Source organism: Streptococcus loxodontisalivarius (assembly GCF_016908645.1).
Classification (GTDB): domain Bacteria; phylum Bacillota; class Bacilli; order Lactobacillales; family Streptococcaceae; genus Streptococcus; species Streptococcus loxodontisalivarius.
Genome location: NZ_JAFBEH010000048.1, coordinates 1 through 14,678, shown reverse-complemented (window position 1 = coordinate 14,678; position 14,678 = coordinate 1). Strand labels below are relative to the sequence as shown.

9 protein-coding genes are annotated in these 14,678 nt (G+C 42.1%); all 9 read left to right on the top strand.

The window, feature by feature from the left end:
- Window positions 1-323: 323 nt before the first annotated feature.
- The 9 genes from JOC28_RS08985 to JOC28_RS08945 all read left to right on the top strand — a co-directional run bounded on the left by JOC28_RS08985 (window position 324) and on the right by JOC28_RS08945 (window position 14,507).
- Window positions 324-833 (top strand): QueT transporter family protein, encoded by a 510-nt coding sequence (locus JOC28_RS08985; protein WP_205010357.1) that lies wholly within the window; start codon window positions 324-326, stop codon window positions 831-833.
- A 70-nt stretch (window positions 834-903) separates the two neighbouring features.
- The gene (gene ligA / locus JOC28_RS08980; protein ID WP_205010356.1) at window positions 904-2,862 is read left to right on the top strand and encodes an NAD-dependent DNA ligase LigA; all 1,959 of its coding nucleotides are present in this window, start codon (window positions 904-906) and stop codon (window positions 2,860-2,862) included.
- Window positions 2,863-2,890: 28 nt separating this feature from the next.
- Window positions 2,891-3,904, top strand: coding sequence for a diacylglycerol kinase family lipid kinase (locus tag JOC28_RS08975; protein ID WP_205010358.1), 1,014 nt, complete (start codon window positions 2,891-2,893; stop codon window positions 3,902-3,904).
- Window positions 3,905-3,973: 69 nt separating this feature from the next.
- Window positions 3,974-6,103: a type I pullulanase gene (pulA, locus tag JOC28_RS08970; RefSeq protein ID WP_239548944.1), complete on the top strand. Its 2,130-nt coding sequence runs from the start codon at window positions 3,974-3,976 to the stop codon at window positions 6,101-6,103.
- Between the two features lie 183 nt (window positions 6,104-6,286).
- Window positions 6,287-8,212: a 1,4-alpha-glucan branching protein GlgB gene (gene glgB / locus JOC28_RS08965; protein WP_205010354.1), complete on the top strand. Its 1,926-nt coding sequence runs from the start codon at window positions 6,287-6,289 to the stop codon at window positions 8,210-8,212.
- Between the two features lie 97 nt (window positions 8,213-8,309).
- A complete protein-coding gene (locus tag JOC28_RS08960; protein WP_205010353.1) occupies window positions 8,310-9,449 on the top strand; it encodes a glucose-1-phosphate adenylyltransferase in 1,140 nt (379 codons plus the stop codon).
- Window positions 9,439-10,572, top strand: coding sequence for a glucose-1-phosphate adenylyltransferase subunit GlgD (glgD, locus tag JOC28_RS08955; protein ID WP_205010352.1), 1,134 nt, complete (start codon window positions 9,439-9,441; stop codon window positions 10,570-10,572). Before JOC28_RS08960 ends, glgD begins: the two co-directional genes overlap by 11 nt.
- Window positions 10,569-11,996 (top strand): glycogen synthase GlgA, encoded by a 1,428-nt coding sequence (gene glgA / locus JOC28_RS08950; RefSeq protein ID WP_205010351.1) that lies wholly within the window; start codon window positions 10,569-10,571, stop codon window positions 11,994-11,996. Before glgD ends, glgA begins: the two co-directional genes overlap by 4 nt.
- Before the next feature lie 105 nt (window positions 11,997-12,101).
- Window positions 12,102-14,507: a glycogen/starch/alpha-glucan phosphorylase gene (locus tag JOC28_RS08945; RefSeq protein WP_205010350.1), complete on the top strand. Its 2,406-nt coding sequence runs from the start codon at window positions 12,102-12,104 to the stop codon at window positions 14,505-14,507.
- Window positions 14,508-14,678: the final 171 nt, after the last annotated feature.

The window sequence follows — 14,678 nt, the reverse complement described above, 5'->3', positions numbered from 1 at the left end:
CCTTCTAGGTTACTTTTTTTGCATTTCCTAGGATATAGGACTTTTTTCGTTTTGAAAACCTGTAAACGATTTACCGAGTATTATTTTACACTAACGTCATAACTATCTAAGGTTTACTGCACCTAGACTTATTTTGGGATAAAAGAATATCTTAACCCAGAAAATCAATTTACTTTAGCTTTTCAAATGATTCTATTTATGATAGAATGGACAATGCTGTGATTAGAGTGTTCCGACTGATGTCAAAGGCTTTAATCAGCCCTCAGTAACTTAGCCCCTTTGTACTGAGCATATTTCAAGCATTTGCTAAAGAGGAGTTTTTTATGAAATCTTATTCTGTTCGTGACTTGGTGCAGATTGCCCTTGTTGCCGCTATTTACGTGGTCCTTACTGTGACCCCACCACTCAATGCTATTTCTTACGGTGCTTACCAGTTCCGTATTTCTGAAATGCTTAATTTTCTTGCCTTTTACAATCCTAAGTACATCATCGCTGTGACTCTTGGTTGTATGATTGCTAACTTCTTCAGTTTTGGTATGATTGATGTTATTGTTGGTGGTGGCTCGACCCTTGTTTTTGTTAGTCTGGGTGTTCTTTTACTCAGTCGTTTCAAAGGTCAAGAAATTTTTGGCGGACTTTGGGACAAGTCTCACTTCTATTTTTCATTTTTCTTTGCAGCGTCAATGTTTACCGTTGCATTGGAATTGACAATCATTAGTGGTGTGCCATTCCTTCTAACTTGGTTCACAACAGCAGTTGGAGAGCTTGCTTCTCTCCTTGTTGGCGCAGCATTGATCAAACAAATTGCTCGCTCAATCGATTTAACAAAATAATGTGAAAAAACCTTTCTTCTTTTGGGAGGTTTTTTGCTTTCTTATAAGGATTCTGTGATAAAATAGAGCTATGGAAAATCGTATGAAAGAACTGGTCAAACTGCTTAACCAGTATGCAAAAGAATATTACACAGAAGACAATCCCAGCGTATCAGATAGTGATTATGACAAGCTCTATCGTGAATTGATTGATCTTGAGACAGCCCACCCTGAATGGATTCAAGAAGACAGCCCTAGCCACCGTGTTGGCGGTCTTGTCCTAGATGGTTTTGAAAAATATGAACACGAGTATCCCCTTTATAGTTTGCAGGATGCTTTTTCACGTGAGGAATTGGATGCCTTTGACCAACGTGTCAAGGCAGAGTTTCCTAGCGCAAACTACATGGCAGAGCTAAAAATTGATGGTTTGTCTGTTTCTCTGACTTATGTTGACGGTCGTTTGCAGGTCGGTGCAACACGTGGAGATGGCTCTATTGGTGAAAATATCACAGAAAACCTCAAGCGCGTGCAGGATATTCCCTTGACCTTGAAAGATAATCTCTCTATCACTGTTCGTGGAGAATGCTACCTCCCTCGTCAGGAATTTGAACGTATCAATCAAGAACGTCAAGAAGCTGGACAGGCAGAATTTGCCAACCCACGTAATGCAGCAGCAGGGACCTTGCGTCAATTGGATACAGCAGTTGTTGCCCAGCGTAAATTGGCTACCTTCCTCTATCAAGAGGCCAGTCCAACTGAACGTCTGACTCAAAATGATGTGCTAGAAGAAGTGGCTGAGCTTGGTTTTTCAGTCAATCCGAGACGTCTGGTCAGCAGCTCTATGGATGAGATTTGGAACTTTATTCAAGAGGTTGGTCAGGATCGTGATCATCTTGCCTATGATATTGATGGCGTGGTTATCAAGGTCAACAGCCTTGCTATGCAAGAAGAATTAGGTTTCACCGTTAAGGCACCTCGTTGGGCAATCGCCTATAAATTCCCAGCTGAGGAGAAAGAAGCAGAGCTTTTATCTGTTGACTGGCAGGTTGGACGTACTGGTGTGGTGACACCGACAGCCAATCTTAGTCCAGTTCAGCTTGCAGGTACAACCGTGAGCCGTGCCACACTTCATAATGTGGACTACATTGCTGAGAAGGACATCCGTATTGGTGATACAGTTATCGTTTACAAGGCAGGAGATATTATCCCAGCGGTTCTTTCAGTTGTTACTTCAAAGCGCAGCAATCAAGAAGTCATGCCTGTTCCAACCGAGTGTCCATCTTGTGGTAGTCAGCTTTTGCATTATGAGGACGAAGTTGCCTTGCGTTGTATCAATACCTCTTGTCCTGCTCAACTCAAAGAGCGTCTTATTCACTTTGCCTCACGTGATGCCATGAATATCACAGGGCTTGGTCCATCAGTTGTGGATAAGCTCTTTAAGACTGACTTAGTTCGAGATATTCCAGCCATCTTCCAGTTGACAAGCGAGGATTTGATGACCTTGGAAGGCTTCAAGGAGAAGTCGGCAGACAAGCTCTACCAAGCTATCCAGACGGCAAAGGAAAACTCAGCAGAGAAGTTGCTTTTCGGTCTAGGTATTCGCCATGTGGGCTCAAAAGCCAGCAAGCAGCTGATGGAGGTCTTTGGCGATTTGAATGCCCTAGCGACAGCCCAGCAGGAAGAAGTGGCAGCCATCGATGGACTTGGTTTGGTTATCGCTAAGAGTTTGCAGGATTATTTTGCGACGGAAAATGCGCAGGAGCTCCTCAGAGAGTTGGCGCAAGATGGTGTTAACCTGACCTACCTAGGACAAAAGGTCTCAGCTGACGCTTCCCTATCAGGACAGACAGTCGTGCTGACAGGTAAGCTAGAACAAATGAAACGCAGCGAAGCCAAGGCAAAACTCGAAAACCTAGGAGCCAAGGTAACAGGCTCAGTATCTAAAAAAACCAATCTGGTAGTGGCTGGTAGCGACGCAGGAAGCAAGCTAACCAAGGCACAAGAGTTGGGAATTCCAGTTGTTGATGAAGAGTGGCTCTTAAACTTGTAAAAAGAGCAGCTAGTGTTGGAGGAAAATGATGAAGACACAAAAACGAGCACGTTTGATTTACAACCCAAGTTCTGGTCAGGAAATCATGAAGAAAAACGTGGCAGATGTTCTTGATATTTTGGAAAGTTATGGATTTGAAGCATCAGCCTTTCAAACGACAATTGAAAAACACTCTGCTAGAAATGAGGCAGAGCGTGCAGCCAAGGCAGGTTTTGACTTGATTATTGCTGCAGGTGGCGACGGTACTATCAACGAAGTCGTTAGTGGAATTGCTCCGCTTAAAAAGCGTCCAAAGATGGCTATCATTCCAACTGGGACGACCAATGATTTTGCCCGTGCCCTGAAAATTCCTCGTGGTAATCCAATCGAGGCAGCTAGAATTATCGGGAAAAACCAAACCATTCAATCCGATATCGGTCGTGCTTATGGCGACAAGTACTTTATCAATATCGCAGCCGCTGGGACTATGACAGAGTTGACCTACAGCGTACCAAGTCAGCTTAAGACCATTTTTGGTTATCTAGCTTATCTTGCCAAAGGTGTTGAATTACTTCCACGAGTTCAGGCTGTGCCAGTTAAGATCAAGCATGATAATGGTGTTTTTGAAGGCGATGTTTCTATGATTTTCGCAGCTATCACTAATTCAGTTGGTGGCTTTGAAACCATTGCCCCAGATGCTAAATTAGACGATGGACTCTTTACCCTCCTTTTGGTCAAAACAGCCAATCTCTTTGATATTGTTGGTCTTATTCGTATGGTCCTTCAGGGCGGCAAGCACATGAATGACAAGAACATCGAGTATATCAAGACCAGCAAGATTGAGATTGAACCTCAAACTGACAAGCGTATGATGATCAATCTGGATGGTGAATATGGCGGCGACGCTCCAATTCTACTTGAAAATCTTAAAAACCACATTGAATTCTATGCCAATGTGGATGAGATTTCAGACAGTGCCTTGGTAGATACTCAAGAACTTGAATTGGAAGAAATTGCTCAAAAATTCTCTCACGAAGTTGAAGAATTAAGTGAACACGAATAAGGAAGTGACATGGATAACCAACTGACAGTACATTTTCATAGTCGACAGGCAAATTATGATAACTACAGCATGTGGAAGTGGATTGATGGCTATTGGGGTGAGGATGCCTATTTTTCCGATTTAGATGATTTTGGAGCTATCGGTCAGATTAGCTACCCAGCAGATCGCTTTTTAGATTCAGTTCATCTTCTGGTCAAGACCAATGACTGGGAGCAACAGACGGCGGATTTTCAGATTCGTCGTTTTTTGGGAGATTCTCCCAACCATATTTGGCTTGTTGAAGGTGACCAGCAGGTTTACTATTCTAAGCAGGTTGCTCTGACGAGCCCCTTTTTAAGCAAGCCACACGATTCTGCCTTCGATATGGCTATTCGTTCTCAGGACTTTGATTATAAGTGGGGATTTCAAGGTTGGTTGGGCTACCAGCATCAGGAGGAGCAGACTCAGTTTCGACTTTGGTCTCCTTTGGCTCATCGCGTTGAATTGCTGCTTTTTGATCAGAATTTAGAAGTTTCTGCTAGCTATAATATGGCGCGTGGTCAAGATGTCAATTTTGATAACCACCAGATGAATACTCACGGTGTTTGGTTTGCGACACTTGATGGTGACTGGTCTGGATATTCCTACCTCTATCGTGTTTACCACGAAAAGGACTATTACCAGGATAGTTGCGATCCCTATACCATTGCTCTCAGCCTGGATCAGAAGAAATCCCTCATTCTTTCAGAAGCAGATAGACATTCCGATAGGGTAGTTGATGCTAGTCAAGCTACTTGGCGTTTGGAAAATCCCTGTTCAGCAGTCATCTGCGAGATGCATATTAGGGATTTAACCAAGTCTGAAATATCAGGAATCGCAGAGCATCTAAGAGGAACTTTTCTAGGAGCCTGCCAAACTGGCAGTAAGAATGCGCACGGTCATAGCACAGCTTTTGACCATATTAAGAAAATGGGTTACACCCATGTTCAATTGCAGCCGATTTTCGAGCATCACAAAACCTATGATTGGCAGGGAGAGATTGCCTATAACTGGGGATATGATCCAGAACACTACAATGTTCCAGATCGTCAATTTGTCTCAGACAAGTCTAATCCTTTAGCTCCAATTCATGAGTTGAAAGAGATGATTGCTAGCTATCACGAGGCAGGTATTGGCGTTATTATGGATGTGGTTTATAATCACAGTTATTCGTCATATTCCTCTCCCTTCCAATTAACCATGCCATCTTACTATTACCGTATGAATCCTGATGGTTCCTTCCAAGATGGTTCAGGATGTGGTAATGAAACGGCAAGTGAAAAAGAGATGTACCGCAAGTACATGATTGATTCAGTGACTTACTGGGCAGAGGAATTTGGTATCGATGGTTTCCGATTCGACCTCATGGGACTTCATGATGTGACAACGATGAACGCCATTCGTCAAGCACTTGATAATATTGATACCAGAATCCTAATCTATGGTGAAGGTTGGGATATGGGAACTGGTCTTGCAAGTCATGACAAGGCTATGAAGTCTAACGCTAATCAGATGCCACGTATCGGATTTTTCAATGATAATGGCCGTGATGCCGTCAAAGGAGCTGAAGTCTATGGCTCACTTAAGGCAGGTTTTGTGTCAGGAGCCCCTCTAGAGTGGGAAATCGGTCAGGCACTTAAAGCAAGCCGTGTCTTTGCGCCTTATCTATCGCCAGGGCAGGTTGTAAACTATATCGAAGCTCATGATAATTACAATCTCAACGATCTTTTGACCGTGCTTCATCCAGATGATAGTCAGGAGCAGCGCCGTCAACGTATCTTACTGGCTAATGCTCTCAACCTGAGCATGCAGGGAATGGCCTTTATGCAGATTGGTCAAGAGTTTATGCGCAGCAAAATTTCTGCTAGTGGTGACAATGGTCAGGTGACTTGGGAAGACATGAACTATGCCATGAATAGCTATAATGCACCAGACCGAGTCAATAGTATTGACTGGAATCAAGTTTCTAATGAAAGAGATTTGATTGAAGCGGTAGCCAAGTGGATTAGTATGAAAAAGAATTTTCCTGAATTTTCAAAAAAATCCTTTACAAGCATTGAAAAAACTGTCATACTAGAGGAGTATTCTTATGAATCTGGTCAAGTCGGGCTAGCTTTTAAGGATGAAAAGATTTCTAAGATAATTTTCAATAATATCGAAAAAACTGTGAAAATCTACTGACAAAGTCAAAAAACTATGTTATAATAAAATAAATGAAGCGCTTACATTATAAAATTAAAAGATCTTTTTGAGTTCATTGACAACTGAGTAACCTAAACACTGTTTAGGTTACTTTTTTATTTAGTTATACTTTTCTGAAAATTCAAATTTCAGAAAGCGTTTTAGGAAAAAGTAGGTGATGACATGACGATAGCGGACCAAGTCTATACTTTTGGTACCGGAGAGAACTACCATCTCCAGAATTATCTAGGAGTACACCCTGCAAATGGAGAAGCAGGTTATACTTTTAGAGTCTGGGCACCTCATGCTGAAAAGGTTCAATTGATTGGAGATTTTACGGCTTGGAGAGAGAAACCAGTGGCTATGACACGAAATGAAGCTGGTATTTGGGAGACGACAACGAGCTTGGCGCAGGAAGGCCAACTCTATAAATACTTGGTTACTCGTAATGGTGGTCAAGTGGTTGAAAAAATAGATCCACTAGCAACATATTTTGAGAAGAGACCAGGAACTGGGGCAGTGGTTAAGCCCTTGAAAGAGAAAAAGTGGAAAGATAGCCTTTGGATGGGACGACGTAAGCGTTTCGGTTTTAAGAAACGCCCAGTCAATATTTACGAGGTGCATGCTGCCTCTTGGAAGCATCACAATGACGGAAGTCCCTATACTTTCAAAGAGTTAAAAGAGGATTTGATACCTTATTTAGTAGAGATGAACTACACGCACGTGGAGTTTATGCCTCTAATGGCGCACCCTTTGGATATGAGTTGGGGCTATCAACTCATGGGTTACTTCGCCTTTGAACATACTTATGGCAGTCCAGAGGAATTTAAGGACTTTGTTGAGGCCTGTCATCAAGAAAATATCGGTGTTATTGTGGACTGGGTGCCAGGACATTACACTCAAAATGATGACTCCCTAGCCTATTTTGACGGGACGCCAACCTTTGAATATCAGGATCATGATCGTGCCCACAATTATCGCTGGGGAGCACTCAATTTCGATCTCGGAAAAAATCAGGTGCAGTCCTTCTTGATTTCAAGTGCACTATTTTGGATTGAGCACTATCATATCGACGGAATTCGTGTAGATGCTGTTTCAAATATGCTCTATTTGGACTACGATGAGGGCCCATGGACGCCAAATAAGGATGGTGGCAACCGCAACTTGGAAGGTTATCATTTCCTACAAAAATTAAATCGTGTGGTTAAGGACTATCATCCAGATGTCATGATGATTGCTGAGGAAGCAACCGCTGCAACCCCTATTACTAAGCCTATTGAAGAAGGTGGACTTGGTTTTGACTACAAGTGGAATATGGGTTGGATGAATGATATTCTTCGTTTTTATGAGATGGATCCCATCTATCGTCAGTACGATTATCAGCTTGTTACCTTTAGTTTTATGTATGCCTTCAATGAAAACTTTATCCTGCCATTTTCACATGATGAAGTCGTTCATGGTAAGAAGAGCATGATGCATAAGATGTGGGGGGATCGTTACAATCAATTTGCTGGACTTCGTAATCTCTATACTTATCAGATCTGTCACCCAGGTAAGAAATTGCTCTTTATGGGTTCTGAATTTGGACAGTTTTTGGAGTGGAAGTACAATGAAGGCTTGGAATGGTCAAATCTTGAAGATGATATGAATGCTAAGATGCGTCATTTTACCAGTCAGCTTAATGCTTTTTACAAGGAGCATAAGGCACTCTGGCAGATTGATGATTCTTTTGATGGTCTTGAGATTATCGATGCAGATAACAAGGATCAGACTGTACTTTCTTTCGTCCGCAAGGGTGATAAGGGAGAGATGCTACTCTGCATTTTCAATATGACACCTGTCGAAAGACCAGACTTTAAGCTAGGCGTGCCTGTCGCTGGTGTCTATGAGGAAATTCTCAATACGGAGAGGGAAGAATTTGGAGGTGTATGGAAGGAAAATAACACAGTAACAGCAACTGAGGAAGAGAAGTGGAAGGATTATGAACAAACCTTGACCTTCACCCTACCTGCTCTAGGAGCAAGTATCTGGAAGGTTAAACGTCGTTTCCAAAGTAAGAAGAAAGTTGCTCAAAAGAAAGTTTCGGAAGCTAAAAAAGCTAAGAAATAGGAGTGAGCAACCAGGCCAAGCGAGATAGTGTTTATCAAAGAATTAAGCACAATCTCAAACAATAAAATCAGTTATCTATTTGGGGAGGAAACTGTAGATGAAAAATGAAATGTTGGCACTCATCCTTGCAGGAGGGCAAGGAACACGTCTTGGAAAGTTAACACAGAGCATTGCCAAACCTGCTGTTCAGTTTGGCGGACGCTACCGCATTATTGACTTTGCCTTATCAAACTGCGCAAACTCTGGCATCAATAATGTCGGCGTCATCACCCAGTACCAACCATTGGCACTTAATAGTCATATCGGAAATGGGTCATCATGGGGTTTGGATGGTATCAATAGCGGAGCTACCATCTTGCAACCCTATTCAGCAACAGAAGGTAACCGTTGGTTCCTAGGTACCAGCCACGCTATTTATCAAAATATCGACTATATCGATAGCATCAATCCTGAATATGTGCTTATCCTTTCAGGAGATCATATCTACAAGATGGACTATGATGACATGCTTCAAACTCACAAGGACAACCTTGCAAGTCTGACTGTGGCTGTTATCGATGTGCCACTCAAAGAAGCTAGTCGCTTCGGGATTATGAATACAGACTCAAATGACCGTATCGTTGAATTTGATGAAAAACCAGAAAATCCAAAATCAACTAAGGCTTCAATGGGGATTTACATTTTCAACTGGCAAAAGCTTCGCAACATGCTGGTAGATGCTGAGAAAAATAATATTGACATGTCTGACTTTGGTCAAAATGTTATTCCAGCTTATTTGGAGCAGGGTGAGCCTGTCTATACTTACAACTTTGCAGGTTACTGGAAGGATGTTGGTACCATCGAGTCACTTTGGGAAGCTAATATGGAATACATCGCTGTTGATAACGAGCTCGATAGTCGCGACCGTTCTTGGAAAATCTATTCTAAAAACCTTATCGCACCACCAAACTTTATTACAGATGATGCTGAAGTGAGCGATGCTTTGGTTGTTGATGGCTGTTTTGTCGCAGGTAAGGTCGATCATTCCATTCTCTCAACCAACGTTAAGGTAGAAGAAGGAGCTGAAATCAAGGACAGTTTCATTATGAGTGGTGCAACCATTAAGGCAGGAGCCAAGGTTAATCGAGCCATCATCGGAGAGGGAGCCGTTATCGGAGAAGGTGTTGAGATTGACGGTAGTGAAGACGTTCAAGTCGTTGGATACAATGAAGTAGTGGGGTTGACAAATGAAGATTGATAAATATTCTGCAATTTTGGGAAATACAGTTGGTTATCCAGATATGGGGAGTTTGACAGATAATCGACCGCTAGCAAGTCTTCCATTTGACGGGAAATACCGCTTGATTGACTTCCAATTATCAAGTCTTGCCAATGCAGGTATCCGTAGTATTTACGGTATCTTCCGTGGTCAAAATATCCGCTCTATCTTCGACCATATTCGTTCAGGTCGTGAATGGGGGCTCAATACTCTGCTCAGCCATTATTTCCTAGGCTTTTACAACACAAGCGATGAGAGTGAAGTCGTAGATGCTGACTACTACGAACAAATTCTTAATTACCTCAAACGTGCTGGCTCAGACCAGACAGTCTACATGTCTTGTGATATCCTCTGCAATATCAATCTACAACAGGTTATCCATCTGCATAATGCCAACAAACGAAATATCACTGTTGTTTACAAAAAAATGATGAAGAGTGATTTTTCACCAGCCAATGAACTGCTTAAAATTGATGAAACAGATAAAGTCGTTGGTAAATCAGATATTGAGACTACTGATGAACCGGTCCCAATGTCGGCAGACATCTATGTGGTTAATACACCTTGGTTGATTGAAAAAATGGAAGAAGAAGCTAAGAAGGAGCATCCACGTAAAATCCGTTTCCTTCTTCGTGAGTTGATTGTAGATGAAAATGCGCTAGCCTTCGAACATACAGGCTATCTATCAAATATCTGTTCAATTAAATCTTACTACCAAGCTAACATGGATATGCTTGACCCTCAAAAATTTTATGCCCTCTTCTATGGAAACCAAAAAGTTTATACTAAGGTGAAAAATGAAGAATCAACCTATTTCGCAAGAGAATCTGTTGTGAAAAATTCTCAATTTGCTTCAGGTTCTGTTGTTCAAGGAAAAGTTGAGCATTCAATCGTGTCACGTTCATGCCATGTTGAAGAAGGTGCAGAAGTTCAAAGTTCTGTACTTTTCCCTAAAGTCTCTGTTGGACAAGGGGCAACAGTTGCTTACGCAGTTGTAGACAAGGGAGTCAGCATTCCAGAAGGTGTTACCTTGAAAGGTAGCCCTGAAAATCCACTCGTCATCGGTAAAGGACAAAAAATTACTGGAGATATCATTCAATGAAAATCATGTTTGTAGCAGCAGAAGGAGCTCCTTTTGCTAAAACAGGTGGTTTGGGAGATGTTATAGGGGCTCTTCCAAAATCACTAGTCAAAAATGGCAATGAAGTTGCCGTTGTACTCCCCTACTATGATGCTGTTGATGCCAAATTTGGTGACCAGGTTGAGGATGTCCTCTACTTCTACACCAATGTTGGCTGGCGTCATCAATATGTTGGTGTTAAAAAGATTGTGCGTGATCAGGTAACTTTCTATTTCATCGACAACCAACAATATTTCTTCCGAGGAAAAGTTTATGGTGATTGGGATGATGGCGAACGCTTTGCCTTCTTTCAATTAGCTGCGCTGGAATTGATGGAAAAAGTTGACTTTATTCCAGATGTCCTCCATGTGCATGATTACCATACTGCCATGATTCCTTTCCTACTCAAGGAAAAATACCACTGGATCAATGCCTACCAAGCTATCAAGACTGTCTTCACCATTCATAATATTGAATTCCAAGGTCAGTTTGACCCCTCAATGTTGGGAGAGCTCTTTGGAGTTGGTTCAGAAAGGTATGAAGATGGGACACTACGTTGGAATGATTGTCTCAATTGGATGAAGGCAGCTGTTCTCTATGCTGACCGAGTGACAACAGTCTCACCATCATATGCACATGAAATCATGACCCCTGAATTTGGTAAGGGACTAGATCAAGTTATGCGTATGGAATCTGGCAAGGTTTCAGGTATTGTTAATGGGATTGATACAGAATTACTTGACCCTGAAACAGATCCTTTGATTCCTCATCATTTCTCTGTCCAAGACTTATCAGGTAAGGCAAAGGATAAGGCAGCTCTTCAAGAAAAAGTGGGATTACCGGTTCGTGAAGATGTTCCTCTTATCGGGATTGTTTCTCGCTTGACTGACCAAAAGGGATTTGACTTGGTGGTCAATGAACTCCATCATATTCTTCAAAATGATTTGCAAATCGTTCTTTTGGGAACAGGCTACGCTGACTATGAAAACGCCTTTTCATGGTTTGCAAGTCAGTATCCTGATAAACTTTCTGCCAACATCACTTTTGACCTAGCTCTTGCTCAACAAATTTATGCGGCTTGTGACATCTTCCTCATGCCGTCAGCCTTTGAGCCATGTGGCTTGTCACAGATGATGGCTATGCGTTATGGTACGCTACCGGTCGTTTCAGAAGTCGGTGGACTGCGTGATACCGTTGAGGCTTACAATCCGATTGAAAAAACAGGTACTGGATTTAGCTTCAGTAATTTCTCTGGCTACTGGATGACCAAGACTTTGGAAAAAGCTCTGGATGTCTACTACAATCAGCCTGAAGATTGGAAAGTCTTGCAAGAAAATGCCATGACTCGAGATTTCTCTTGGGATACTGCTAGCCTTGCTTATGAGGACCTTTACCAAGCCCTCTAAACTTTTATATAACTATCTAAGAATCAACTTGTTTTCAATGAAAGCAAGTTGAACTTGCGATTGGGGAAAACTTTTATTTATCAAACCAACTTGGAAAGGAGTTCCATGCAACTCGACAATTTAACTAAAGAACAATTTATTCGTGATTTTAAAGACACACTCCATGAGGAACAACTGATTAAGGTACCTCGTGCAACACCATCAGAACTCTTTACAACTCTTGCAAAACTTATCCGAAAATACTACACAGATACTTGGATTGAACGCAATAATCGTCTTTCAGACAATCAAGAAAAAGTAGCCTACTATTTCTCAATTGAGTTTCTACCAGGTCGTATGCTTGAGACAAATCTTCTCAATCTTGGTATTTTAGACCTAGTCAAGGAAGGCTTCACAGACCTAGGTGTTGATTTTGAAGATGTGGTTGAAGCAGAGCATGACATGGCACTTGGTAACGGTGGTCTTGGTCGTCTGGCTGCTGCCTTCATGGATTCGCTAGCAACAACAGGTTATCCTGGTTTTGGTAATGGGCTCCGCTATCAATACGGTCTCTTTAAACAGCGTATCGTAGATGGTTACCAAGTTGAGCTTCCAGATTCATGGTTCGGATCAATCGGAAATGTCTGGGAAACGCGTAAGGACCACGATATTGTTGATGTTAAAATCTTCGGTGATGTCTATCTCCAAGGGAATGAAGAAGGTCGTATTGTACCAGTCTATCAAAATGCACAAGTCCTTCGTGCCGTGCCTTACGATGTGCCACAAATCGGTTTTGAAAATGGTGTCATCAACAATTTGCGCCTCTGGGATGTGGAAATTCCTGAAGAATACGAATTGAACTACCCAACCATCGAAGACCGTCGTCGTGTTCAAGACATCACAGCTATCCTCTATCCAGACGATAGCAACTACGAAGGTAAACAGCTGCGCCTTATTCAAGAGTACTTCATGACCAGTGCTGGTCTGCAAACCATCGTCAAATCATACCTTAAACAAGGCCTCCCTTTGGAGCAAATTCATGAAAAGGTATCTGTTCATATCAACGATACTCACCCAGCAGTAGCGCCAGCTGAGTTTATGCGTATTCTCCTAGACGATTATGGTTTGAACTGGGATGCTGCCTGGGAAGCGACAGTCAAGACCATGTCTTACACTAACCACACCATCTTGTCTGAAGCTCTTGAAAAATGGGACGCAGAGCTATTTAAAAATGTCCTCCCACGTGTCTATCAAGTTATCCTTGAAATCGACAACCGCTTTGTAGCTGGTCTAGCACAGGAAGGTCGTGACGCAGGACTCATCGAGCGCACTCGTATCGTTAAGGACAATCAGATTCACATGGCAAACCTTGCTATTATTGGTGGTCACTCTGTCAATGGTGTTGCCAAACTCCACACAGAACTTCTTAAAGAAGATACCTTGCATGATTTCTATGTCCTTTACCCAGAGAAATTCAACAACAAGACCAATGGTATCGTGCAACGTCGTTGGACACAGATTGCAGCGCCAGAACTGTCAGAAGCTATCGATAAGACTATTGGTTCTGACTGGCGTAAGGATATCCACCAGTTGGAAAAATTGACTGCATTTGCTGATGACGATGCTGTACTTGATACCTTCAATCAAGTCAAAAAAGATGCTAAGGCTCGCCTTGCTGCCTACATCAAGGAAACGACAGGTGTTGAGGTATCAACAGATGCTATCTTTGACGTTCAGGTGAAACGCCTCCACGCCTACAAGCGTCAGCTCCTCAATGTCCTCCACATCCTCAAGCTCTACCTTGACCTCAAGGACAATCCTGACAAAGATATGGTTCCACGTGTCTTTATCTTTGGGGCAAAAGCTGCGCCAGGATATCATTTTGCCAAGTCAGTTATTAAGCTCATCAATGAAATTGCTAACCTAGTTAACACTGATGAGAGCTTGCAGGGTAAACTCAAAGTTGTCTTCCTAGAGAATTATAACGTCTCATTGGCAGAGCTTATCATCCCAGCAGCTGACGTGTCAGAACAGATTTCATTGGCATCAAAAGAAGCATCAGGAACGTCAAATATGAAATTCATGATGACAGGTGCTGTGACACTTGCTACACTCGACGGTGCCAATATTGAAATCAAAGACGAAGTCGGTGACGACAATATCGTCATCTTCGGTATGGACAAGGATGCTGTTTATCGCCACTATGAAGCACATGATTACTATGCTCGTGGCGTCTATGAAAACAATCCAGTCATTCGCCGTGTGGTAGATAGCTTTGTCAACGGAACAATTCCAAATGCGCAGAGCGAAGGGACTGAAATCTATGAAGCTCTTATCACACATAATGATGAGTACTTCCTACTTGAAGATTTCCCAGCTTATGTTGAAGCGCAAGAAGAGATTGATGCACTCTATCGTGACCAAAAAGCATGGGCGCGTGTCAGCCTAATGAATATTGCTAAATCACACAAGTTCACTTCAGACGACACTATCACTGAGTATGCAGAAGAAATCTGGAACTTGAAAAAATAAGATTGGTAACTGAAATCAAGTAGCATATAGGAATTACCTATATTTTGAGGCTGGGACAAAAGTCCTAGCCTTCTTATTTTTCTACCATTTGTCAAGTATATCAATGCTTTAAGCCCAAAAATAATATCAAGACAGTAGCCGTTACGTGGTTATTGTCTTATTTTTATTACT